At 41.3% G+C, this 24,610-nt stretch carries 23 protein-coding genes and 4 tRNA genes; 11 read left to right on the top strand and 16 right to left on the bottom strand.

Annotated elements, in window-relative coordinates:
* Window positions 1–52: 52 nt before the first annotated feature.
* The 7 genes from Xsze_RS15240 to Xsze_RS15270 all read right to left on the bottom strand — a co-directional run bounded on the left by Xsze_RS15240 (window position 53) and on the right by Xsze_RS15270 (window position 4,805).
* The gene (locus Xsze_RS15240; RefSeq protein WP_038233883.1) at window positions 53–289 is read right to left on the bottom strand and encodes a major outer membrane lipoprotein; all 237 of its coding nucleotides are present in this window, start codon (window positions 287–289) and stop codon (window positions 53–55) included.
* A 653-nt stretch (window positions 290–942) separates the two neighbouring features.
* Window positions 943–2,352: a pyruvate kinase PykF gene (pykF, locus tag Xsze_RS15245; protein ID WP_038233881.1), complete on the bottom strand. Its 1,410-nt coding sequence runs from the start codon at window positions 2,350–2,352 to the stop codon at window positions 943–945.
* Window positions 2,353–2,870: 518 nt separating this feature from the next.
* Window positions 2,871–2,947, bottom strand: a tRNA-Val gene (locus Xsze_RS15250).
* A gap of 31 nt (window positions 2,948–2,978) precedes the next feature.
* Window positions 2,979–3,055, bottom strand: a tRNA-Val gene (locus tag Xsze_RS15255).
* Window positions 3,056–3,086: 31 nt separating this feature from the next.
* A tRNA-Val gene (locus Xsze_RS15260) sits at window positions 3,087–3,163 on the bottom strand.
* A 31-nt stretch (window positions 3,164–3,194) separates the two neighbouring features.
* A tRNA-Val gene (locus Xsze_RS15265) sits at window positions 3,195–3,271 on the bottom strand.
* Between the two features lie 160 nt (window positions 3,272–3,431).
* The gene (locus Xsze_RS15270; RefSeq protein WP_038233880.1) at window positions 3,432–4,805 is read right to left on the bottom strand and encodes an MATE family efflux transporter; all 1,374 of its coding nucleotides are present in this window, start codon (window positions 4,803–4,805) and stop codon (window positions 3,432–3,434) included.
* Between the two features lie 304 nt (window positions 4,806–5,109).
* Between Xsze_RS15270 and Xsze_RS15275 the strand changes: the two genes are divergently transcribed.
* Window positions 5,110–5,754: a riboflavin synthase gene (locus Xsze_RS15275; RefSeq protein WP_038233879.1), complete on the top strand. Its 645-nt coding sequence runs from the start codon at window positions 5,110–5,112 to the stop codon at window positions 5,752–5,754.
* Window positions 5,755–5,845: 91 nt separating this feature from the next.
* On the opposite strand, the gene cfa is transcribed toward Xsze_RS15275, so the two are convergent.
* Both cfa and punC read right to left on the bottom strand, forming a co-directional pair.
* Window positions 5,846–6,994: a cyclopropane fatty acyl phospholipid synthase gene (cfa, locus tag Xsze_RS15280; protein ID WP_038233878.1), complete on the bottom strand. Its 1,149-nt coding sequence runs from the start codon at window positions 6,992–6,994 to the stop codon at window positions 5,846–5,848.
* Between the two features lie 331 nt (window positions 6,995–7,325).
* Window positions 7,326–8,495: a purine nucleoside transporter PunC gene (gene punC / locus Xsze_RS15285; protein WP_038233877.1), complete on the bottom strand. Its 1,170-nt coding sequence runs from the start codon at window positions 8,493–8,495 to the stop codon at window positions 7,326–7,328.
* Between the two features lie 122 nt (window positions 8,496–8,617).
* Here punC and punR point away from each other — a divergent pair, with 122 nt between their 5' ends.
* Window positions 8,618–9,526, top strand: a complete 909-nt coding sequence (gene punR, locus Xsze_RS15290; RefSeq protein ID WP_099138152.1) for a DNA-binding transcriptional activator PunR — start codon at window positions 8,618–8,620, stop codon at window positions 9,524–9,526.
* Window positions 9,527–9,529: 3 nt separating this feature from the next.
* On the opposite strand, the gene purR is transcribed toward punR, so the two are convergent.
* Both purR and sodB read right to left on the bottom strand, forming a co-directional pair.
* Window positions 9,530–10,555, bottom strand: a complete 1,026-nt coding sequence (purR, locus tag Xsze_RS15295; protein ID WP_038233875.1) for an HTH-type transcriptional repressor PurR — start codon at window positions 10,553–10,555, stop codon at window positions 9,530–9,532.
* Window positions 10,556–11,241: 686 nt separating this feature from the next.
* Complete coding sequence (gene sodB / locus Xsze_RS15300; RefSeq protein ID WP_038233873.1) at window positions 11,242–11,820, bottom strand: superoxide dismutase [Fe]; 579 nt, start codon at window positions 11,818–11,820, stop codon at window positions 11,242–11,244.
* Window positions 11,821–12,195: 375 nt separating this feature from the next.
* Between sodB and Xsze_RS15305 the strand changes: the two genes are divergently transcribed.
* A complete protein-coding gene (locus Xsze_RS15305) occupies window positions 12,196–12,576 on the top strand; it encodes a Grx4 family monothiol glutaredoxin (RefSeq protein ID WP_099139032.1) in 381 nt (126 codons plus the stop codon).
* A 68-nt stretch (window positions 12,577–12,644) separates the two neighbouring features.
* On the opposite strand, the gene rnt is transcribed toward Xsze_RS15305, so the two are convergent.
* Together rnt and gloA are read right to left on the bottom strand one after the other, a co-directional pair.
* Window positions 12,645–13,304, bottom strand: coding sequence for a ribonuclease T (gene rnt / locus Xsze_RS15310; protein WP_038233870.1), 660 nt, complete (start codon window positions 13,302–13,304; stop codon window positions 12,645–12,647).
* 162 nt (window positions 13,305–13,466) lie between these two features.
* Window positions 13,467–13,874: a lactoylglutathione lyase gene (gene gloA / locus Xsze_RS15315; protein WP_038233868.1), complete on the bottom strand. Its 408-nt coding sequence runs from the start codon at window positions 13,872–13,874 to the stop codon at window positions 13,467–13,469.
* Window positions 13,875–14,368: 494 nt separating this feature from the next.
* Between gloA and Xsze_RS15320 the strand changes: the two genes are divergently transcribed.
* The 4 genes from Xsze_RS15320 (at window position 14,369) to slyA (ending at window position 17,440) form a co-directional block, all read left to right on the top strand.
* The gene (locus Xsze_RS15320) at window positions 14,369–15,112 is read left to right on the top strand and encodes an SDR family NAD(P)-dependent oxidoreductase (RefSeq protein ID WP_244431723.1); all 744 of its coding nucleotides are present in this window, start codon (window positions 14,369–14,371) and stop codon (window positions 15,110–15,112) included.
* A 103-nt stretch (window positions 15,113–15,215) separates the two neighbouring features.
* Window positions 15,216–15,695, top strand: a complete 480-nt coding sequence (locus Xsze_RS15325; protein WP_051462253.1) for a hypothetical protein — start codon at window positions 15,216–15,218, stop codon at window positions 15,693–15,695.
* Window positions 15,696–16,083: 388 nt separating this feature from the next.
* Window positions 16,084–16,323: a DUF1289 domain-containing protein gene (locus tag Xsze_RS15330; protein WP_071991726.1), complete on the top strand. Its 240-nt coding sequence runs from the start codon at window positions 16,084–16,086 to the stop codon at window positions 16,321–16,323.
* Between the two features lie 679 nt (window positions 16,324–17,002).
* Window positions 17,003–17,440, top strand: coding sequence for a transcriptional regulator SlyA (slyA, locus tag Xsze_RS15335; protein ID WP_038233864.1), 438 nt, complete (start codon window positions 17,003–17,005; stop codon window positions 17,438–17,440).
* 78 nt (window positions 17,441–17,518) lie between these two features.
* On the opposite strand, the gene Xsze_RS15340 is transcribed toward slyA, so the two are convergent.
* Window positions 17,519–17,992, bottom strand: a complete 474-nt coding sequence (locus Xsze_RS15340; protein ID WP_038233862.1) for an outer membrane lipoprotein — start codon at window positions 17,990–17,992, stop codon at window positions 17,519–17,521.
* A gap of 329 nt (window positions 17,993–18,321) precedes the next feature.
* Between Xsze_RS15340 and anmK the strand changes: the two genes are divergently transcribed.
* The 4 genes from anmK (at window position 18,322) to pdxY (ending at window position 22,654) form a co-directional block, all read left to right on the top strand.
* Window positions 18,322–19,440, top strand: coding sequence for an anhydro-N-acetylmuramic acid kinase (anmK, locus tag Xsze_RS15345; protein WP_038233860.1), 1,119 nt, complete (start codon window positions 18,322–18,324; stop codon window positions 19,438–19,440).
* Between the two features lie 71 nt (window positions 19,441–19,511).
* Window positions 19,512–20,165 (top strand): pyridoxamine 5'-phosphate oxidase, encoded by a 654-nt coding sequence (pdxH, locus tag Xsze_RS15350; protein WP_038233858.1) that lies wholly within the window; start codon window positions 19,512–19,514, stop codon window positions 20,163–20,165.
* A gap of 238 nt (window positions 20,166–20,403) precedes the next feature.
* Window positions 20,404–21,675 (top strand): tyrosine--tRNA ligase, encoded by a 1,272-nt coding sequence (tyrS, locus tag Xsze_RS15355; protein ID WP_038233856.1) that lies wholly within the window; start codon window positions 20,404–20,406, stop codon window positions 21,673–21,675.
* A gap of 100 nt (window positions 21,676–21,775) precedes the next feature.
* Window positions 21,776–22,654, top strand: coding sequence for a pyridoxal kinase PdxY (pdxY, locus tag Xsze_RS15360; RefSeq protein ID WP_038233854.1), 879 nt, complete (start codon window positions 21,776–21,778; stop codon window positions 22,652–22,654).
* A gap of 206 nt (window positions 22,655–22,860) precedes the next feature.
* Here pdxY and gstA read toward each other — a convergent pair whose 3' ends face one another.
* Together gstA and fabI are read right to left on the bottom strand one after the other, a co-directional pair.
* A complete protein-coding gene (gene gstA, locus Xsze_RS15365) occupies window positions 22,861–23,469 on the bottom strand; it encodes a glutathione transferase GstA (protein WP_038233852.1) in 609 nt (202 codons plus the stop codon).
* Window positions 23,470–23,700: 231 nt separating this feature from the next.
* Window positions 23,701–24,489: an enoyl-ACP reductase FabI gene (gene fabI, locus Xsze_RS15370; RefSeq protein ID WP_038233850.1), complete on the bottom strand. Its 789-nt coding sequence runs from the start codon at window positions 24,487–24,489 to the stop codon at window positions 23,701–23,703.
* Window positions 24,490–24,610 lie beyond the last annotated feature (121 nt).

Genomic DNA, 24,610 nt, shown 5'->3' on the forward strand with positions numbered 1-24,610 from the left:
TAGAAAATAAAAATGGCGTACTCTGGCACGCCATTTTTTATTTGTGACAAGTTTATTTTTTGTATGAACGAACTTGATTGTTGAGACGCTGATTTGCACGGGCAGCTTCATCTTTAGCTGTCTGTACATCAGAACGGACAGAACTGAGGTCATTGTTCAGTTGGTCGATTTTAGAACCCAGAGTTTGAACCTGAGAAGCCAATTGTTCGACTTTTGTTGCGCTTGAACAACCCGCTAACAGAGTAGAAGCCAGAATTACTGCACCAAATACAACTTTAGTACGATTCATTATAATACCCTCTAGATTAAGTTAATCTCCAAGTAGCCTTCTAAGTATTACACAAACTATTTTAGAAAGAGAATAAATTTTTTCTATGAAAAAAATCTACTTGTCCAAGATAAAAGTAATATTTTTTGAGATGGGCCAATAAAATGGCAAAAGGGTAAACATTTTAACCAAAACAGATCCTCACATTCACTTGAAGTATACTTAATTTTTGCTATTTTAATTTTACTAATAAAAAATGTTTATCGTCTATTTTGGGCTATAAAGATATAAGGATAACGGAATAATTATCAATAAATTTATAGTAATTATTACGATGAGAAATGCAGTGGTTTAAACATAAGTGGATAAAAATAGTGAAATGCTTCTACACTAAATATCCCTATATAAGGGAATACGGGGTACTTGCCAGTTTAGAGAGGTTAAAAGTCTGGTTAATCCGGAATTAGAAAATTAGCCTGATGTGATTGTGTATAAATTGTTATATTTTCATAAAATAGAATGTAACATAAATAAAACAAGAGCCATTTTATACATCCCCTTCATATTCCAAGTTGCCAGCTTTGCTGGTTCTGTTCGCAACTGCTTGTTTCTGTGTCCGGGAATTAATGAGAGGCTTTCGCCTCTCATTGTAAGAACACGTAAGTATCAAAGGATTAAAGTACGTGGACAGAAGAGGTGTTTGTTGTACCACTAGGTACTAATGCGCCGGATACCATAACAACAGTATCTCCTCTATGCGCCATGCCGCTAGCCAATGCTGCTTCTTTACCAATGCGATAGAAATCATCAGTAGAAGCAATTTCTTTGACAATCTGAGTGGAAACGCCTTTGACCAGCAGCAGCTGGCGGGCAGTTATTTCATTTGTTGTTAAAGCAAGAATAGGGGCATTAGGGAAATATTTACGGATAGATCTTGCAGACTTACCACCATAGGTTGCAACAACAATCAGTGGTGCTTCCAGTTTTTCTGCAATTTCTACTGCTCCGCGACAAACAGCTTCAGTGACACGCAATTTCTGTGCCTTGGTACTTTCAATGCGGCTGTTCATGACGCGATCTGTGCGTTCACAGATGGTTGCCATGATGGAAACGGCTTCAACAGGGTATTTACCTTTGGCGCTTTCGCCAGAAAGCATCACGGCGTCAGTACCATCTAAAATTGCATTGGCTACATCGCCAGCTTCAGCACGGGTAGGGCGCGGGTTTTTGATCATTGAATCCAGCATTTGAGTTGCAGTGATGACAACTTTACGAGCTGCATTACATTTCTCGATCATCATTTTCTGCGCGAAGATAACTTCTTCTACAGGGATCTCAACACCCAGATCGCCACGTGCAACCATGATGCCATCTGATGCTTCCAGAATTTCATCGAAATTATTCAGGCCTTCCTGATTTTCGATTTTGGAAATGATTTGAATATGTTCTCCACCGTGGGTTTTCAAGTGCTCACGGATCTCCAGAACATCGGAACGTTTACGGATGAAAGATGCAGCGATGAAATCGACACCTTGTTCACAACCGAATATTAAATCTTGTTTGTCTTTTTCTGCCAACGCTGGCAGGTTGATGGAAACATTTGGCAGGTTAACGCCTTTGTTCTCTCCCAAATCGCCATTGTTCAATACCTCACAGATGACTTCGGTTTCAGTGGTGCTTTTGACTTTCATCGCAATTAAACCATCATCAACCAATACTGTGTTGCCTGATGTCAGGTCCGTCGGCAACCCGGCGTAAGTGACAGCAACGCGATCTTTATTGCCAATAACAGTTTTATCTGTTGTGAAGGTGAAAGTCTGACCAGCGGTGAGGGAAACGTCATTGCCATCTTCCAGTTTCATGGTGCGAATTTCAGGGCCTTTAGTATCCAGTAGGATTGCAGCTTTCTTGCCCGTTTTCGCTGTGACCGCGCGAATATTTTTAATACGCTGGCCATGTTCTTCGTAGTCACCGTGGGAAAAATTCAGGCGCATTACATTCATGCCTGCATTGAGCAGTTCAGCCAATTTTTCTTCGGATTCTGTTTTTGGCCCGATAGTACAAACAATTTTGGTTTTTTTCATGACAATCTATCTACTGGTTTAAATGAGTTTAAAGAGTGAATCGCCAACCATTGACATTTATGCCAGCATCACTGGTGGTATAAGTTGCGCAACATAATGGAAAACGGGTAGCAGGATAGCGTTAAATGGTTTTTTTGCGCGAAGCCAGCCATGCGCAAACATGTGGATTTAGTTTGATCAATCATCTGTAGTTTTTCTGAGTTCGCTTAATCAACTGGCTGAAACCATTCAACATATGACATAAGCGTATTATAGAGACTAATTTCTGTGAAATGAATCAAAAAAACAATTCTTGAAGATATTTGTCGATGACAGGAAAAAAATCATTCGGCCTATGTTAAATAAATCAGAGGGTTGTTGCGCAAACAGGAGATAATCGATATCTTTTGTTCGCTGAATGTATTGTTGACAATTCATCATTTTTGAAAATATAGGGATGTGATGGTGAAGCAGATTAGTGATAATGGAGAAGGAAGTAAATAGTTAAGAAGGTATTAGTGATGAGAAACTTTGATTTATGGTGCGTCCGAGTGGACTCGAACCACCGACCCCCACCATGTCAAGGTGGTGCTCTAACCAACTGAGCTACGGACGCACATGATATTTTGCTGTGTCAACCTGATATTTGGTGCGTCCGAGTGGACTCGAACCACCGACCCCCACCATGTCAAGGTGGTGCTCTAACCAACTGAGCTACGGACGCACATGATATTTTGCTGTGTCAACCTGATATTTGGTGCGTCCGAGTGGACTCGAACCACCGACCCCCACCATGTCAAGGTGGTGCTCTAACCAACTGAGCTACGGACGCACATGATATTTTGCTGTGTCAACCTGATATTTGGTGCGTCCGAGTGGACTCGAACCACCGACCCCCACCATGTCAAGGTGGTGCTCTAACCAACTGAGCTACGGACGCAATCTAAATTTCTGTGGCTGACAACGGGAACGAATATTAACGATCACTGAGCCGTCTGGCAAGGGGAAAAATGCAAATTCGTGTTCAACTGCTCGCAATTGCATCTTTTAGCGTAAATTTGCAGCTTTTCCCCTTAAAAATGACAACTAAATATACTGAATTAACGAGTGGAACGTTTCAGAATAAAATGATGTGGTTGTTTTTGTGTCCATAAAATTCGGTAACCCATCATGAACGCTGCTGCGGTTAAGCCAATAATGAAACCTATCCAGAAGCCCTGAGGCCCCATGGGGGCAGTGACATAATCAGTTAATGCCAAAATATAACCGCTGGGCAGCCCTAAGCCCCAATAAGAGATGAAAGTGATAACAAAGATAGAGCGTGTATCTTTATATCCACGCAGAACGCCTGAACCGATAACCTGAATGGCATCAGAAAGTTGGTAAATGGCCGCGAACAGCATTAAGTGTGAGGCCAGCATAACAACTTCAGGATTATCGTTATACATAAATGCGATGTGTTTGCGGAGCAAGATCGTGAAAGTGGCTGTTATACAGGCAAAGATTAAACCCACAGCCAGACTGGTATAAGCCGCGACTCTAGCATCTTCGGTGGACTGTTTACCCAGGCTGTAGCCAACCCGGATTGTTGCTGCGATCCCCAATGATAATGGGAACATAAACATCATCGAGCTGAAATTGAGCGATATTTGGTGCCCGGCAACGGCAACAACGCCAAGCGGGGAAACCAATAGTGAAACAACAGCAAAAAGTGTCACCTCAAAGAACATTGCCAGAGCGATAGGTAAGCCGAGCAGGAAAATACGTTTTTGTGTGTGCCATTCTGGGCTGGAAAAGTTGTCAAATGTCAGAATATCCTTCTGGGAAGGGGAATGCTTCACATAGGCAAGCAGCAACAGGAACATGACCCAATAAACCGTGGCAGTTGCCACTCCACAGCCTACACCGCCCAAGACAGGCGCGCCAAATTTTCCGTAAATAAAGATATAATTAACAGGAATATTGACTAACAAACCGGCAATGCCGATTAACATTCCGGGCTTGGTTTTTGATAGCCCTTCACATTGACCACGCAAAACCTGAAAGAATAAATAGCCCGGAGCTCCCCACATAATGGCGTGGATAAAATTCGTTGCCTTTTCTGCCAATGCGGGATCAATATTATGCTGTGCTTCAATAATAAATCGGCTGTTATACAGTACAGCGATAATGAAGATGGAAAGAAATGTAGCAAGCCAGAACCCTTGTTGGATTTGACTTGCCACGTTTTGTCTTTGTCCTGAGCCGTTCATGTGTGCCACTATTGGTGTTAAGGCGAGCAATAAACCCTGACCAAACAAAATAGTTGGCAACCAAATTGATGTACCAACGGCAACAGCTGACATTTCAATAGCGCCAGCTTTACCAGCCATCACAGTATCGACGAATCCCATCGCAGTTTGTGAAAATTGAGCGATGATGACGGGAATCCCTAGAGCGAGCAAACTACGCGCTTCATTTAAATATTTCTGCACGTACTACACCTTTTTTGATTAATAATTGACTGTAAAACAAGAAATACTTCTTCTTCGAGCAAATAATGCTTGTGCGAGTGTATTACTTATGAGCTCAAGTATTGTATAGAACTCATTTTATTAAGCCAGTCATTGTACGGTGTTTATACTCAGTAATTGAAAATATCCTTAATAGAAACCCACTTGGCCGGTGTACTCCAGCTTGTGACAAGCGAGTTTTCCTTGTGCACTAACTGGAATAGTGTGCAAAAGTGATGTGTGGGTTAAACTAACTGATTATGTGAGAATGATGAGAGAGGTTTCCATGTTTACAGGCATTGTTCAGGGAAAAGCACCGATTATTGCGATTAGTGAAAAAGTGCATTTTCGAACCCATGTTATCAAATTTCCGGTGGAGTTATTATCCGGAATTGAAGCAGGGGCTTCTGTTTCACACAATGGTTGTTGTTTGACGGTGACGAAAATCGACGGAGATTTGATTAGTTTTGATTTAATGAAAGAAACGCTGCGATTGACGAACCTGGGCGGGCTGAAGGTGGGGGATCTCGTCAACCTGGAAAGGGCTGCCAAATTTGGAGATGAGATTGGCGGGCATTTGATGTCTGGTCATATTATTGCCACTGCTGAAATTGCGAAAATATTCACGTCAGAAAATAATCATGAGATTTGGTTTAGAGTGAGTGATAAGCAATTAATGAAATATATTTTGCATAAAGGATTTATTGGTATTGACGGGATTAGCCTGACAATTGGTGATGTTGTAAATAACCGTTTTTGCGTGCATTTAATTCCGGAAACATTGGAGCGAACAACGCTGAGTCAAAAACGTCTGGGGCAAAAAGTTAATATTGAAATTGATCCACAAACACAGGCAGTTGTAGATACCGTTGAACGGGTTATGGCACAAAAAGAACAGGAAAAATTATTGTTACGGGTGGAAAAACAATAAAAATATTCCCGAGTCATAAATATGGGTTAATTATCTTTCAATAGAGAATGAAAGCTACAGAAGTATAATTTCTGTAGCTATGGGTGAGCGATTATCTTGGGACTCTCAGACCATTCTCAACACCTTTGGGGCTGAACATAATTTGCCATAACTGAATATCCCTTGCACGAAAAGCACCTGCACAGGCATTCAGATAATAGCTGAACATGCGTTTGAAACGGGGGCTGTAATTATGTTCTATCTCGCTCCAACTGGCGGTAAAGCGTTCATACCATGCCATCAGTGTTCGGTCATAATCAGCACCAAAATTATGCCAATCTTCCATAACAAATTTTCCATTACTTGCTTTGGCAATATTGGCAATCGAAGGTAGTTTCCCGTTAGGGAAAATGTATTTGCTTATCCATGAATCAACGCCTATTTTATCCCGATTGGAACCGATAGTATGAAGTAGAAACAATCCGTCAGGTTTTAGATTTTTTTTCACTATATCAAAGTAGTGGGCATAATTTTTAGGGCCAACATGTTCAAACATGCCGACGGAAACAATGCGATCAAACTGGAGATTAAGGTTACGATAATCTTCAAGAAGAATGGTTACATCGAGTTCCTTACAGCGTTCTTGGGCATATTTTTGCTGTTCAGCAGAAATCGTTAAACCAGTAACGGATGCACCATAGTTTTTCGCGGCATAAGCGGATAATCCTCCCCATCCACAACCAATATCCAATAAAGTCATGCCCGGAGACAATTGTAACTTTTCGCAGATCAGGCGAAGTTTATGGGATTGTGCCTCTTCCAATGAGTTGGCGTCTTTCCAATAACCACAGGAATATTGCATATAAGGGTCAAGCATTCTGGTGAAAAGGTCATTACCTAAATCATAATGTTCTTCACCTACAATCCAGGCTCTTTTGGGTGATTGTAAATTAACGAGCCGGGAAGTAATTATTTTTAGGATATCTTTAATATTTTTGGGAATACGATGCTCCAGGCCTGCTTGTAATATTTTATGAAAGAAAATATCAAGGCGCTCACATTCCCACCAACCATCCATATAGCTTTCACCTAGCCCTAAAGAACCCTCTTTCAACACTCGTTTATAGAAATCAGGATTTTTGATGCGTATATCAAAAGGGCGTTTTCCATTGATTTGAATATTAGCCTCTTGAAGCATATCTTGGGCTATCCTATGCCAAGAGTTAATTGTTGTTTTACCTTCAACGAAAGATGAACTCATATACTCTCCAACATTTGTGTGATGGAATTTTGAGGTACTACTTTGTAACTGATTTTTTTATGTTAAAAATACGAAAATTTATTTATAAATAACATAGAGACTAATGGGAAAAAGCACTTATTGCCTATTCATCCTGAAATTAAATAGGGTTTCAATACCCTGAAAAACCTCAAATTCCTAATTTTTAGAATGATGAATTCGTATGAGTATATGAGTGAAATAGCATTTAAACAATAATCTAAAGGTTACATTGCGATATAACCTTTAGATAATAAGGTTCTTAAATATGTTTTTCGGAAAATAACTGAATGGATATTCAGTCGCTTTTTCCTTATTTTTTCTTTTGGATCCAATAACCTATTGCCATAGGAACAATGGTGGATGCCATCACTGTTGTGGTGGATATTAGCGGGTTTTCCATAAAAAGAGACACTATCATACTGGCCACAAAACAAAGGCCTAATTGCAGGGTATTCTGTAATGCAGCTGCTTTGCCACTGTCTTTAGGATACGCCGAAAGGGCGTTTGCTACGGCAATGGGATAAGAAGCTCCATTCATTGCTGCCATAATGCAAAAAGGAATGAGGATGGCTATAAATGAAGGGGCATCTGAAATGGAAATCAAGTAAATGGCTATCATGCTGATAGCGTAGCCAATCAGCAAGAGTGGAAATATTGTTTCACTTTTCACTTTTTCCAACAAGATACGGCAAGAATAACCACCAATCATAAATGCCAGTGTTTGGGGAAAATAGCTAAGGCCAATTTCAGTAGAGTTATAACCCATGTTTTTTAAAATGGTTGGTGAGCTAGTGAGCCAGGCAAAGAAACCAGCGCTACATGCACCATAAATTAATACATTCCCGCTAAAGAAAGGGGATTTGAGTAATGTAAAGAAAGAAACCGCTTTTTTATCTGTGTCTGTCTTAACGTTACGTTGCTGAATATTCTTCAGAAATAATGTCGGTAGCAACAAGAGAAGTGTTACTATCATTAATATCAGGAAGATAATTCTCCAATTGTAATGCGATAATACCCATGAGCCTAACGAAGGTGCGAGGGCTGGAGAAAGTGCCACCAAAGGCATAATCATGGCAAAAACACGTTTTGTGCGTGCAGTGTCATATCTGTCAATGACCAATGCTTGCCATGAAACCGCAGCAGAACAAACGCCAATGGCCTGAATAAAACGCAGGATCAATAATTGTGTAGCGTTGTTTATCCAGAGCATTCCTAAACAGCTAATGGAAAATAGTGATAAGCCGATAATAAGAATAGGTTTTCTTCCTAGTCGATCAGATAATTGCCCCCATAAGAGCTGGGCAAAAGCAAAACCAGCAAGAAAAATACTGAGACTCGCGCTAATGGCATTTTCTGATGTACCTAATTCTTCTTTCATTACATTAAAAGCAGGTAGATACATATCAATGGCCAAATAACCGAGCATGCTCAGCCCGGCAAGATAAAACATGAATGGAATTGAGTTTTTATTTGTTGTCATTGTGTCAGTAACTTGGTGTGGTAATTGATAGGAAATAATTGGCTTATTTTATATGCCATGATTTTTATTTGTGAAATGGTAATATTTGCAACATGCTGTGAAAAAATTTGAAAGGAAGAAATATGTGGTCTGAATATTCGTTGGAAGTGGTTGATGCTGTTGCCAGAACAGGAAGTTTCAGTGCAGCAGCATCAGAGCTGCATCGTGTACCTTCTGCTATCAGCTATACGGTAAAACAACTCGAGGAATGGTTAGCTGTATCGCTGTTTGAACGTCGCCATCGTGATGTTGAGCTCACGGAAGCAGGCATAATTTTTGTTAAGGAAGCGCGTTCTGTTATCAAAAAAATGAATGACACTCGGCATCAATGTCAACAAGTCGCAAATGGCTGGCGGGGACAGTTTAGTATCGCGGTGGATCAGGTTGTAAAACCAGAACGCACGCTTCGGTTAATTTTAGATTTTTATCGTCATTTTCCTGACATAGAGTTATTTGTCTACCCAGAAGTTTTTAATGGGGTATGGGATGCACTGGTGAATGGAAAGGTGGATGTGGCGATTGGTGCCACCCGGGCTTCTCCAGTGGGAGAACGGTATAGTTTCAGAGACATGGGATTCATGCCGTGGTTATGCGTAGCCAGCCCTGAACATGAATTGGCACAAATCAGCGGAAAGTTGAATGACGACCAAATGCGGGCTTATCCCAGCCTTTGCCTTGAGGATACATCACACAGCTTACCCAAACGTGATACATGGGCTTTGGATAATCAGCGGCGATTGGTTGTTCCTGACTGGAATGCGGGCCTGAATTGCATTATAGATGGTTTATGTGTGGGAATGGTGCCTAAGCACCGGGCACTACCACTCATACGCAAAGGAAAATTAGTTGTGCTTGAACTTGAACAACCATTACCTGATAGCCCATGCTGTTTAACATGGTCGGAAAAAAGCCATTCACCAGCATTAAGTTGGTTACTTAGTTATCTCGGAGATAAAGAAACACTTAATGCTGAGTGGTTGCAAGAAAATTAACGGCTAACGGCGATAGTCGATGAAGGGGCCATCTGCGACAGAACGCCGTTCGACAAGTCGAGGATGGACCTCAATGGTTTGCGCATCTTCACGTTTATTGATGATTCTGTCCAATAATGTTGCAAAAGCCATTTGCCCCAAACGTTCTTTCGGCTGATGGATAGTGGTTAAAGCTGGCGTAAAATAGCGTGCATTGCGGATATTGTCGTATCCAATGATGGAAATATCTTGCGGAACACGCAATCCCAACTCATCTGCTGCACAAATTGCCCCCATTGCCATGACATCACCACCACAGAAAACAGCGGTCGGGCGGTGTTTCTGGTTCAGGATCTTACACATAGCCTGATAACCAGATTCAGGCTCAAAATCACCCTGAACAATCCACTCATCCCGAATAGTGATATTGGCTTCTTTCATCGCCTTAAGAAATCCCTGATGCCGTCCACCGCCGGTATTTCTGGCTAATGGCCCGGGAATAGAGGCAATATCCCGATGGCCTCGTTCAATAAGATAACGGCCGGCGAGGTAACCGCCATGAAAAGCGTTATCGATAATCGCATCCGTGAAATCTCCTCTGGATTCGCCCCAATCCATAACTACCATAGGAATATTGCGGTAATCTTCGAGTAAACTGAGAAGTTGTTCTGGATATTCCGAGCACATGACCAATAAACCATCTACGCGTTTTTGCGCTAACATCGCCAGATAAGCTTTCTGTTTATCAAGATCGTTGTGAGAATTGCACAAAATCAGTGTATAGCCTTTGCTGTAACAACTGTTTTCAACGGATTCAATGATTTCAGCAAAATAAGGAGCTTCACTTGATGTTGCCAATAACCCGATAGATTTTGTATGGTTAACTTTCAAACTACGAGCAACAGCACTGGGTGAATAATTTAGTTCTTTAATTGCAGCCCAAACTGCGGTCTTTGTATCTTCGGCGACGAAACGGGTTTTATTGATAACATGGGATACAGTTGTGGTCGACACTCCAGCGCGCTTAGCCACATCTTTAATCGTTGCCATGATAAAAAGGACTCCTGACCTTATGGTCTAAATATATATACCTTTACCTTTGATTTTCAAGTTACTGCGGCCCCTGATCGAACTTACACCAATCACCCAGTAATCATTCAGTTACAGAGTGATCTATGTTTCTGCCTTTCACTGGAGGCCAAATTTTGGCCGGGCAAGCTTGTTTCCGACAAATATGTCGTTTTCTTGCCACTGCACCGTGTCCACCGTGTCTTGAAATCCATTGGATATAGATCTTTGTTAATCGTTTGCCAGTAGAGTTATATAGTAATGATGACTGGCAATTATTTAGCAATAAACTCTCAATTTTGTCTGATCTAGCGCAAAAGTGAAAGTAATAATCGATGCTATAAAGTATATGTATCAAATACCATCGTGCGATATTTCAGCATCATGAGAAATAACCAACTAAAATTTATGGATATCGCTGAATCTTAATTTTCACATTTAAGGATGTTCTATGGACACAGATCTGAAATTGGGATTATTGACTGCTTGTAGTGCGTTAGTAATGATCGTTTTACTGGCGAGCCTTTGCCTGATCTAGAAAAAGAATTGAGGTGTTTGCACCTCATTTTAAAGGGCAGTTTTTCAACATTCATCATTGAATGAAAAAATCTGCCCTTACTATTAAAACTTATTAAAACTTATTAAAACCAAAATGAGAATTCATCTCATTAAGCAAGGTTTTCTTCAACAAACTTCCAGTTAACCAGAGCCCAGAAGTGCTCCAGATATTGAGGACGTGCATTGCGGTAATCGATGTAATAGGCATGTTCCCAAACATCAACAGTCAATACCGGCTTATCTTCACCAGTGAGGGGAGTTGCTGCATTGGAGGTATTAACGATAGCCAAGCTGCCGTCAGTTTTCTTAACTAACCATGTCCAGCCAGAACCAAAGTTCTTCAGGGCTGCGTCGGTAAACTGCTGTTTGAACTCAGCAAAAGAACCGAAAGCACTGTTGATGGCATCAGCTACTTTTCCGGTTGGCTCACCACCACCATTTGGTGACAGGCTATGCCAATAAAAAGTATGGTTCCAAACTTGTGCAGCGTTGTTGAAAATGCCGCCTTCAGATGTTTTGATGATTTCTTCCAGTGATTTTCCTGCAAATTCGGTATCTTTAACCAGATTATTCAGGTTGACAACATAGGTATTGTGATGTTTACCGTAATGATATTCCAAAGTTTCTGCAGAAATGTGTGGTTCCAGGGCATCTTTGGCATAAGGTAATGCTGGTAATTCAAAAGACATTGCATGCTCCTTTTTAATATCGGGTTTTATCTCTGCAAGCCATGACCTATAAAGGTGAATTCATGAGCAGGGAAAATTTAAACTTATTATCATCTTGCTATTTTGGTAATTATCTTAACAACTTTTTTGATAAATAATAGAGGAAAAGATGCTATTTGGCTGCGATCTGGTGTAGAACTGAACATTAATACAGAATCGATAGGGTTAGTAAGGATAAAAAATATCGATGAATAGTTTGGTGCTAATCATGGCGAAAATGTTCAGCAGAAAGTTCTTAGTAGAAAAATCAGAGATAAAAGTGGTATTCTGAATCAATCTTTTCTGATGCTGATGAATAGCTTTTACAGTTTTTAAGGAAGCAAAATGACGACTAATATGCAAAATAATGCAACAGCGGGTTCCTCTAATGAGGCTGTTGTTGAGAAGATTGAACGCCAAATCAGAGAAAACCCAATTCTGCTGTACATGAAAGGTTCTCCAAAATTACCAAGCTGTGGTTTTTCTGCCCAGGCTGTTCAGGTCTTAGCAGCTTGCGGTGAACGTTTCGCATATGTGGATATTCTGCAAAATCCCGATATCAGAGCAGAACTGCCTAAATATGCCCATTGGCCGACATTCCCTCAGCTTTGGGTTGATGGTGAGTTAGTAGGAGGGTGTGACATCCTGGTTGAAATGTACCAGCGCGGTGAGTTACAAACTGTGATCAAAGAAGCCGCTGACAAATATAAAGAAAGTGAGCAGGAAAAAAGTGAGTAATAATTCACAGAAATAATTGTGTTTTTTAATAGCCCCATATTTGTTAACAAAGTATGGGGCTTGTTGTTTTAAGACTCGTTATCAGAAGAGGAGTCAGTCACCAATGGCCATCCCCCAAGCCGTTTCCAGCGATTGACAAGCTCGCAGAACAGCAGGGCAGTTCGATCAGTATCGTACAAAGCGCTGTGTGCCTGATTACTATCGAATGTAATTCCTGCGGTAATACACGCTTTGGCGAGAATGGTTTGGCCAAGAACCAACCCACTGAGCGCCGCAGTATCAAAAGTGGCGAACGGATGGAATGGGTTGCGTTTCAATGAGGCACGTTCAGCTGCCGCCATGACAAAACTATGATCAAAATTGGCATTATGGGCGACCATAATCGCCCGATTACAGCCAGTATCTTTCATTCCTTTGCGGATCATTTTGAAAATGGCATGTAATGCAGTGTACTCACTCACTGCCCCTCGCAGCGGATTTGTGGGATCAATTCCTGTGAATGCTAAAGCAGCAGGATCAAGATTGGCTCCTTCAAAAGGATCAATATGAAAATGAAGGGTATCGGCGGGTGTTAGCCAACCTTCTTTATCCATTTTCAGGGTGATTGCAGCAATTTCAAGTAAAGCATCTGTACGTGCATTAAAACCACCTGTTTCGACATCAATGACAACAGGATAGTAGCCACGAAATCGTCCGCTTAGCATATTTTGATCGTTTTTATTAGACATCTGATTTTCAGTTTTTAACTTCAGGATTTTGTTTTGAACTTTGGAATAGGGATATTATGACAAAAATTGATGTATCTTGCAGGGGTAATACTGATCCAGCCAAGAATACAACCAAGGGAGTAAAGGGCAACAGGGTATGCCCTTTAGGATAGGTGTTAATAATTAGTGGCCTAATGCACTGCTGGCACTTGCATTTTCAATGAGTTCGATTTTATAGCCGTCAGGATCTTCAACAAATGCAATAACAGTTGTACCGCCTTTAACCGGGCCCGCTTCACGGGTTACCTTGCCTCCAGCCAGCTTGATGCGTTCACAGGTTGCTTCGACATCATCGACACCTAAAGCGATATGCCCAAATGCGGTTCCCATTTCGTAATTTTCAACATCCCAATTATAGGTTAACTCGATGACCGCACCCTGGCTTTCATCTGTATAGCCAACAAAAGCCAGAGAATATTTATACTCAGGATTTTCACTGGTGCGCAGTAAACGCATGCCCATCACTTGAGTGTAGAAATCAATCGAACGCTGCATATTACCAACGCGGATCATAGTATGGAGTAAACGCATGATTGCCTCTTGAACTTTATAGTCTTTACGAAATAGAGTTTTTAAGAAATGTAGTCTTTAAGAGATAGAGTCTTAAGCATTGCTCACTAAGAGTCTATATGCGTTTAACTATAACTAGAATCTCATGCATTATAAATCAATTAATTATTTTTATAGAGAAGTAATGATTTTTTGATATCCACTATAACCTCTGATTGAGACGTTTCTTATTTACCTTCTGGCCCCTTAAATGGTGTTTCTTACTTGGTGCCTGATTACCCCATCTCCCCCTGAAAAGAAAAGGGATGTCAGGAACAATTTGTCTTCAATAAATTTTCTGAGAAAAATTAATATATCGATCAGTATAAAAATCTTTGACAAAGAGAGTTGTGCGGAATGCATTTGTATCGATCGATATAATAATGGTGTGTTTTTAAGCTGAAGGAAATAGGTAAGGCGTTACTAAGAACTATTTTCCAGGTAGCTATGCATTTTTAACCAATGATAGGAGTGTAATCATGAGTTCATTAGTCGGAAAAGTTGCTCTCGTTACTGGTGGCAGCCGCGGTATTGGTGCTGCCATTGCTCGTACTCTGGCAGCACAGGGGGCTGATGTTGCCATTACTTATGGTGCTTCAAAGGATAAGGCTGAAGCTGTCGCGGCAGAAATCCGGGCTCTTGGCAGGCGCGCGGAAGTTATTGCTGCTGATGCATCTGATGCAACCCAAGTTGTTGCTGCTGTGGATATGACAGCCGAAAAACTGGGGCGGCTGGATATTCTGGTCAACAATGCAGGTAACTGCCATGTAAAAACTATCGATCAGCTTACCCTTGATGATTTCGAACGTACCATTTCAGTCAATCTACGTGCCGTGTTTGCGGCTATCATGCAAGCGACTAAGTACTTACCTGATGGCGGGCGCATTATCTCTTTAGGAAGTTGCCTTGCCACGCGTACGGCAGAAGCGGGAATTAGCTTATACGCTACCAGCAAATCCGCTTTAGTGGGTTTGACCAAAGGGGTCGCACAAGACTTGGGCAAACGCGGCATTACTGTCAACCTGATCCAACCCGGCCCGATTGACACCGACATGAATCCGGCCGATGGCCCTCGAACGGCAACGACATTAGCTAAATTGGTGCTGCCTGCGTATGGTCAGCCTGAAGATATTGCAGCGGCAGTGCTTCACTTGGCAGGTGACAGCGGACGTTTTATTACGGGTGCAGTGATTGATGTGGACGGCGGTTTTAGCGCCTGAGTCTGGCCTGACAAGGAAACACAGTAATGGATATATCTAATACCAGCGCTCGTCGCTGGTTATTACTGTTGACCGTGTGCTTAACCGGTGTGTTGGTACCGTTATGTTTCACAGGGCCAGCCATCGTGCTGCCATCAATTCAGCAAATATTGGGGGAACACCACCAAATCAGCTCAACTGGGTGATGAACGGTTACATCCTGACCTATGGCAGTCTCATGATGGCGGGTGGCAGTCTGGCTGTCAGTGTCGTGGAAAAAGAGCGCGCGGGCATGGTCACAGGCATCTTTAATGTGGTACGTGTATTGGCCGACGGTTTAGCGTTGGCGGTATTGGGCGTGTTATTGGCGGTGTTGATACAGTCCGGTTTATCCGATTTCACGTCTGGTTCAATATTGGGACAGGCTGCCAGTCGTGCCGCCATTGGTGATTTGGCTGGTGTCAATGCCTTATTGCCGGAACTGGGAAACGCAGTGTTGATCAGCTATGGCGCCGCATTTCGTACCGTCCTGTTTATTCTGTCGGGTGCATCCGTGGCTACCGCTTTGGTCATTTTTGCCCTGCTCGGGCGGGTACGTGCATGATGGGAGAATGACTATTGCTGAGGAAACATGCTTGATGCTGTTTCCTGCATTGTTACCTAATCTTCATGAAAATACCGGAACATACTTGAGTGTTGAACAACTGTTGAGGCGTTGGTGTATTTTTCTGTGCTAAAAATACGGCTAGATGATACTGGCGGAAGTTTTTAATGAGCTTTCAAATTTCGGTCATTTTGTGTGCATATGTCAGTGCATGAAACTGGCGTTTGTTATTCTGTCGATGTAAGTTGAATGTGTGATGAATGAAACATGTAACTAGTAACAATATGTGATTATTCTATTTTTATTTACTACACGTGAAGCTTATACTGATTAGTATGACAGCATCCCCATGAGGAAAAGTTTGATAAATCTGGGGGAGGAGGATGCGATGACTGAACAATTAGAATTTTTTGCTATTCCAAACCCTTGTCGCGGGATCTGTGAATCAGATTCCCGTGGTTTTTGTCGAGGATGTTATCGGAGCAGAGAAGAACGATTTATGTGGATGAAACTATCAGATAGTGAAAAAAGGAATATATTTCGCTTATGTCATCAGAGATATCTAAGATCGTTAAAATTAAACGAAGGTGATGAAAATAATATGCCGAATCAGCCTGATTTATTTTGATTTTATTCTGAGTTGATTAAAAAATACTATTTACATAAATAATGATTCCTAATTATCTTAAAGATAAGAAATATTTTCATTAATAAATGACATGCCTTAAGTGTTAAATTCTTTTTATTTTGGTTAAGTTAATTTTTATTACTTATTTTCTGGGGTGGTTTTAGTATTCAAGTAAAAATTTCTTATTAAAGAATTATTAATTGATCGATAAAAAAGCTATTTTTTTATGTTATTGTTTTTTAAGTAATTTTGTATATGACTGATGTCATCTGTAAGAGAAAAATGATATTAATGTAAAAATATATAGATTAGTATTTGGATGGCGGTTATTCTTATAGAACTTTAACCGAGTGGAAAAGTATATATTCTTTGGGTTTGTATTTTTTTTGTTGATATTTAAAATCACAATAGTTCAAATTAGTAATTATTTTATACAGTTTATACCATTGGTGGATTAATGCGCGATTTTATTCGATGTGCCATAAAAATTCACTTTTTTAGGGCGGCGAAGATATCAACTTTGAATAACAAACCAACGCGACACTCACCGGGTAATTAGCGAAATTTATAATTCTGCTAATGCAAGTATGATATAGGGTGTGTATCCATTATTCATATGAATAAACTGATTGGATAATTCATTGATGCTATATGAGTCTCTAATTATAAGGAGGGGTAATTGGAATTGACACTTGGATCAGACCTTGCACGTTTAGTCCGTGTTTGGCGCGCTTTAATTGATCATCGTTTGAAACCTTTGAAATTAACTCAGACGCATTGGGTTACTCTATACAATATTAGCCAGCTGCCACCAGAGCAGTCACAGATACAACTTGCAAAAGCTATTGGTATTGAGCAACCCTCTCTGGTGAGAACTCTGGATCAATTAGAAGAAAAGAGACTGATAACACGTCATACATGCGCTAATGATCGTCGTGCAAAAAGAATTAAATTAACCGGTGAATCGGAAACTTTCATAAGAGAAGTGGATAGTGTTATTGATTCAACAAGGAAAGAAATATTGGAGGGAATTACTCATGATGAGTTAATTCTGCTTGCTTCTGTAATAAAAAAAATCGAAAAAAATATTAGCCAATTACATAAACAGGTAATATAAAAATTAATCAATAATAAGAAAATCGCGGCCCAGCTACTGGTAAACCGCGATTTTTTGGGTCTGTGCTATTTTGGTATTTCAGAGCGGTGATACAGTCAGAGAATTTCCACTATCGGCGATCCTGACTCTCTGGCCTCTGCTAAATGCGACTCTGTCCAGTTTTTGAACGACGATAATATTCCTTCCACTATCTGTGCGAATTTCTAATTCAACCCCTTTTGTTTGATCTATAGCCCCTTCAATACCTTGACCAGCCATACCACCAGCAATCGCTCCTGCTGCTGTCGCAAGCCGTTGGCCTGTTCCTCCGCCGACTGTGTTACCCAACAACCCCCCTAAAACGGCGCCGCCAATAAGACCTAACATATTGGGATCTCCGGCTTCATTGCCTTTTATAGTCACAGGGCGAACAGATAGGATCGTACCGTAGGTTACGGCCTGGGCTTGCTTGGCCTGGTTCATAGAATAAGTATCACTAGAGAGCGCTCCCATGTCTGCACAACCAGACAGAGTCGTCACGACAACTGCACTAACCAGGAAACGTTTGAACATAGTCACTCCTAATTTTCATGCCTGATAGATAAGCTTGATAATAAACTGACACAAACACTAGCCACTCTTGATAGCAGCAGAGTCAATAGATTTACCAGTTACTGATGGGTCATATCAACATATATGAAAAATGTTTACAATGAACCCCGATGAAGAATAATTACTGGTTAAAAGTTTAGCATGTTTTGTGAATAGCTTTCCAAAACTCAGTTTTTATCGTGGGTAATGCCTATTAAATATATATAGCCCAAGCCAATGTGCTTTATAGTTTGCTGAAGCTTAAACGTAATCCGTTCGCTAAATGTAATCCTTTAAACTGGAGAATATTTATGAAGTCAGGACGTTATATTGGCGTGATGTCAGGCACGAGTATGGATGGGGTTGATGTTATTGTCGCGGAAATCAATGATAAAACCGTTACACAACAAGCAAGTTATAATCACTCTTTTCCACCTGCACTGAAACAAAATTTACTCTCCATCTGCCAGGGGCAGCAGACCAAACTATCAATAGTCGGAAGATTTGATTACGAACTCGGCACGCTTTTTGCCGAGGCTGTGCAGGGATTACTGGATAAAACAGGCTTAATGGCAAGTGATATTATTGCAATAGGCTGTCATGGGCAGACAGTATGGCACGAGCCTGATGGTGAAACGCCTTTTTCCATGCAACTGGGTGATAATAATCGTGTTGCTGCATTAACTAATATTACAACCGTTGGTGACTTCAGGCGACGTGATATGGCTTATGGAGGGCAGGGGGCTCCCTTAGTTCCGGCATTTCACATGGCTGTATTAGGGCATCCGACAGAAAGGCGCATTATTCTTAATATTGGTGGAATTGCAAATATTTCCACTCTTTTTCCCGGGCTTGCTGTTGAGGGATACGATACCGGGCCAGGTAACATGTTGATAGATGCCTGGATATGGCGCCATAAACAGTTGCCTTATGATAAAGATGCATTGTGGGCCAGAGAAGGAACAGTCAATGAGCTCTTACTTCAAAAAATGCTTTCTGATCCTTATTTCGCACGTACTGCACCTAAAAGCACAGGGCGTGAATACTTTAATATGTTGTGGTTGGAAAAACAGTTAACTGATTTCCCAACACTTTCACCAGTCGATGTTCAGGCAACATTGATTGAATTGACCGCCATCAGCATTGCCCAGCAAATCAGGCTGAACCATGGATGCGATCGTCTTTTGGTTTGCGGTGGTGGTGCACGAAATCCACTTGTGATGAGCCGGTTATCTGATCTATTACCGAACACTGAAATTGCAACAACAGATAAATATGGATTGAGTGGTGATGATATGGAAGCATTGGCATTTGCTTGGCTGGCATATCGTACCATGTCAGGGTTGCCTGGTAATCTACCGTCTGTAACCGGAGCAGACAGAGAAACGATTTTAGGGGCTATTTACCCGGTTAAGAATATGTTTATATAACAGGTGGTTAATCGTGAGCGATTAGCTAACATGAGTGTGCTAATACCCATTAAAAAAACCGAGAGTCAGAAATGTCAGAGCATAATGAAACAGCAATTGCAGAATTACGTCGTGAATATGTTCGCGGTGGTTTAAGACGTAAAGACCTTACTCAAGAGCCGATGGAGCTTTTTGAACGCTGGCTGAAACAGGCATGTGAAGCCAAACTCAGCGATCCAACGGCAATGTGCGTTGCTACGGTAGATGAACATGGTCAACCTTATCAACGAATTGTTCTATTAAAACATTTTGATACCCGCAGTCTGGTTTTTTATACCAATCTTGGTAGCCGCAAAGCGAAACACCTAGCACAAAATAATCAAATCAGCCTCCATTTTCCGTGGTATCAATTAGAAAGACAGGTCAGTTTTCTTGGTAAGGCTGAGCGTTTGTCGTCCACTGAAGTCATAAAATACTTTCATAGTCGTCCGAGGGACAGCCAAATTGCTGCTTGGGCTTCTCAGCAATCTTCACGGATTTCCGCAAGAGGCATTTTGGAAGGGAAATTTTTGGAGCTAAAACAGAAATTCCAGAATGGTGAAGTTCCTTTGCCAAGTTTTTGGGGGGGATTCAAGGTGGAAATTAATTCAGTGGAATTTTGGCAAGGGGGTGCCAATCGTCTCCATGACCGATTTTTATACCAGCGTGAAGGCGGGGAGTGGCGTATTGATCGCTTGGCGCCGTAACAGTACTAATTACTATTTTTAATACTGGCACTTATATTACTGGCGTTTTATGCTATAGCACGTAATTTATAACGACATACTTATATCTGATAGATTTCAGGTTACTGCATGGTGTTCAGAGAATGATTTCCCGGCAATATGTTCAGCGTGCTGCTGGGCAAATGAATGTCACCAGGAAGCAGTAACTTGAAAGATAAAGGTATATATAGGCAAAGTATACAAACCGATGGAGACATTAATGTCTAGCAATAACCTGATTAAACAACTGCAAGAGCGGGGCCTTGTTGCCCAGGTAACGGATGAAGAGGCGTTAGCTGAAAGACTGGCGCAAGGTCCGGTTTCTCTCTATTGCGGCTTCGATCCTACCGCTGACAGCTTGCATTTGGGCCATCTGGTTCCCTTGCTGTGTTTAAAACGATTCCAGCTTGCCGGACATAAACCTATTGCACTGGTTGGTGGTGCGACAGGTTTAATTGGCGATCCGAGCTTTAAAGCAACTGAACGTAAACTGAACACAGAAGACACGGTCGTAGAATGGGTTGAAAAAATTCGCAAGCAAGTATCGCCATTCCTGAGTTTTGAAGGTGAAAATAGTGCAGAGTTGGCCAACAACTATGAGTGGTTTGGCGAAATGGATGTGCTGACTTTCCTTCGTGATATCGGTAAGCACTTCTCCGTTAATCAGATGATCAATAAAGAAGCGGTAAAACAACGTTTGAACCGTGATGATGTTGGTATCTCTTATACTGAGTTTTCTTATAACCTGCTACAATCATATGATTTTGCTAACCTGAACAGCAAATATGGTGTTGAATTGCAAATTGGTGGTTCAGATCAATGGGGCAACATCACTTCAGGTATCGATTTGACTCGCCGCTTGCACCAGAAGCAAGTATTTGGCTTAACAGTACCCCTGATCACCAAATCAGATGGCACCAAATTTGGTAAAACTGAAGGTGGCGCGGTTTGGTTAGATCCAAAGAAAACCAGCCCATATAAATTCTACCAATTCTGGATTAATACCGCAGATGCAGATGTGTACCGCTTCTTGAAGTTCTTTACTTTCATGGACATAGAAGACATCAATGCATTGGAAGAAGAAGATAAGAACAGCGGAAAAGCACCACGCGCCCAATATGTATTGGCAGAACAAGTAACAGGTATGGTGCATGGCGAAGCTGGCCTTGCTGCGGCGAAACGCATTACTGCAAGCTTATTCTCTGGTGTTGTTTCTGATTTGACTGAAGATGATTTTGCCCAGTTGGCCCAAGATGGTATGCCAGCGATTGAACTGGAAAAAGGCGCAGATTTGCAACAAGCCCTGGTTAGTGCTGAGTTTGTTCCTTCCCGTGGGCAGGCGCGTACTATGATCAGTTCAAATGCAGTGTCTGTTAATGGTGAAAAACAATCTGAGCCAATGTATGTGTTCGGGGATGGTGATTGTTTGTTCGGGCGCTATACGTTATTACGTCGTGGTAAAAAACATTATTGCCTGATCAGCTGGAAATAATTTATAAGGATTTTATTAAGGGCAACAGTAATGTTGCCCTTAAAGTATCTGGCTAACCTGTTCATAACAAAAAAAGTATAAATAATTACTAGGCCTTATCATGAAAAATATTCTTTCAATTCAGTCTCATGTTGTTTTTGGTCATGCAGGGAACAGTGCAGCTGTTTTTCCAATGCGTCGTATGGGAGTGAATGTGTGGCCATTAAATACGGTTCAGTTTTCTAATCATACTCAATATCCTCAGTGGCATGGTTGTGTCATGCCACCAGAACATTTGTCTGAAATTGCACAGGGTATTGGCAAGATTAATAAACTCGCCTCTTGCAACGCAGTATTGAGTGGTTATATCGGCTCTGCTGAGCAGGGAAACGCTATCCTCGATATTGTAAAACAGGTCAAACAAGATAATCCTGAAGCGTGGTATTTCTGTGATCCCGTCATGGGACACCCAGAAAAAGGGTGTATTGTTGCACCAGGCGTTGCTGAATTTCTTTGTGAGAAAGCATTGCCGGCCAGCGATATCACAGCGCCTAATTTATTGGAACTTGAAACACTGACAGCGCGGAAAATTGAAAATGTAGAACAAACAATATCTGCTGCCCGTGAATTATGTGAAAAAGGCCCCAGGATTGTGCTGGTTAAGCATCTTAGCCGCGCAGGTTACCGATCTGATTGTTTTGAAATGCTTCTGGTCACAAAAGAACATAGCTGGCATATCAGTCGTCCATTAATTGATACAGGTGAGCGTCAACCTGTGGGAGTGGGCGACTTGACCAGTGGTTTGTTCTTGGTGAATTTACTGAAAAGCCCTGCTTTGACCAATACAGCGCTGCAATCTGCATTAGAACATCTTGCGGCCGCAGTTTATGAAGTTATGTTGGAGACGCAACAGAGGGGAGAGTATGAATTACAGGTTGTTGCAGCCCAGGATAAGATAGTCACGCCAGAGCATCAATTCAGCGCATTACAAATTGACTAATAAAAAGTTCAATGCCAATAAAGCAATCATAATGTAAGAATCAGCTTCCGGTAATTTCTTACCGGAAGCATATAATCGGGGGTGTATATAGCGTTGTCTGGGCAAATTCGTTCTCGGTAAGTTTATCGTTTCCTGACCATCATGCTGCATCTTGCAATTCAACGGGTATAGATTGAAGCAATAGGGGAAATAAAAAATCTTAGGATTTAAATCAGCCCCTCGGCTTCTAAGGCATCCTGGATATGTGGGCGTTGTCTGATTTTATCCAGATACTTGTTTAAATGTACTAACCCTGAAATATCTAATTTTGTCCCCGGTATCCAGCGCATGACAACAAATAAATAAGAATCGGCAACAGTAAAATGATCCCCTGTGATATAAGCTCGTTCGGCTAATATATTATTGATATATTCAAAATGAGACATTAATTTTTTCATTACGATAGGAATATAGACTTCTGGTGTTGCCATCATTGGGAACAACGGCATAAAATTCTGATGTAACTCACTGGATATATAGTTTAACCACTCAATTTGATGATAGTGTTCTGTCGTGTCTGTTGAGGCGATTAAGTTTCTGTCTGGTTTTTGGTCAGCGATATATTTCACAATGGCAGGGACTTCCGTAAGTATTTCATTATTATCAAGCAGAAGTGTAGGAACTTTACCTTTTGGATTAATAGCTAAGAAATTATCCCCGCTTTCTGTTTTCTTACTCATGAGATCGACCCTGACCATGCTGAAATCCACACCGGCTTCACGAAGAATAATGTGTGGGGAGAGCGAACAAGTGCCAGGTGCATAATACAATTTCATGTGTTGCTCCTTAATCAAAGTTTTTAAGGCAGAGATTCAATAGAGTAAAAGGAAACCAGTTAAAATTTTATGCCATGAATTGATTTTTCAGTGGGTCATAGAAAGGGTTTCAAGGAAAAAGAGTAGCTAAATGCTTGGTAGGGTCAAGATGAAATTGAGGTCAGAAAGAGAAAATGATAACTCCGATCATAATTTTTATGCTCGGAGTTATTTCAAAATATGATTGAGCTATTATTTTAACTCTAACTCATTCATCGCTGCGATGCTGAAACCACCGTCAACGTGCAGGATCTCACCTGTAACACCACCAGCCAGATCAGAACACAGGAATGCAGCTGCATTACCAACATCTTCAGTTGTGACAGTACGACGGATAGGAGTGACAGCCTCACAATGCGCCAGCATTTTACGGAAGTCTTTAATGCCAGAAGCCGCCAAAGTGCGGATTGGACCCGCAGAAATGCCGTTAACGCGGACGCCTTCAGCACCCATTGCATTTGCCATATAGCGCACATTTGCTTCCAGAGATGCTTTAGCCAATCCCATAACGTTATAGTTAGGAATTGCACGCTCTGCACCCAGATAGCTTAAAGTGAGCAGTGCAGAATGAGGATTCAGCATGTTCCGGCAAGCTTTCGCCATTGCAACGAAGCTATATGCGCTGATGTCATGCGCAATTTTGAAGCCTTCACGGCTGACGGCGTTGACATAGTCACCATCAAGCTGATCGGCAGGTGCATAACCGATAGAGTGAACAAATCCATCGAATTTAGGCCATACTTTTTCTAATTCAACGAACAAAGCATCAATGCTTTCGTCTTCAGCAACATCACATGGCAAAACGATATTCGAATTCAATGATTCGGCGAATTCTTCGACACGAGGTTTCAATTTGTCATTTTGGTAGGTAAAAGCCAACTCTGCACCTTGTTCGTGCATTGCCTTGGCAATCCCATAAGCGATAGACAGTTTGCTGGCGACGCCAGTGATGAGAATGCGCTTGCCGGTCATGAAACCCATAGCAGTATCCTTATTGTTTTTGTGATCAAAATAGTTCTTAGTGATCAAACACTAATAATCATGGATAACGGAAATTGTATACCGACTATCATTATAGTGTTTACTGTTAATAAACGAGGAC

It is taken from the genome of Xenorhabdus szentirmaii DSM 16338 (assembly GCF_002632585.1).
GTDB classification, from domain to species: Bacteria; Pseudomonadota; Gammaproteobacteria; order Enterobacterales; family Enterobacteriaceae; genus Xenorhabdus; species Xenorhabdus szentirmaii.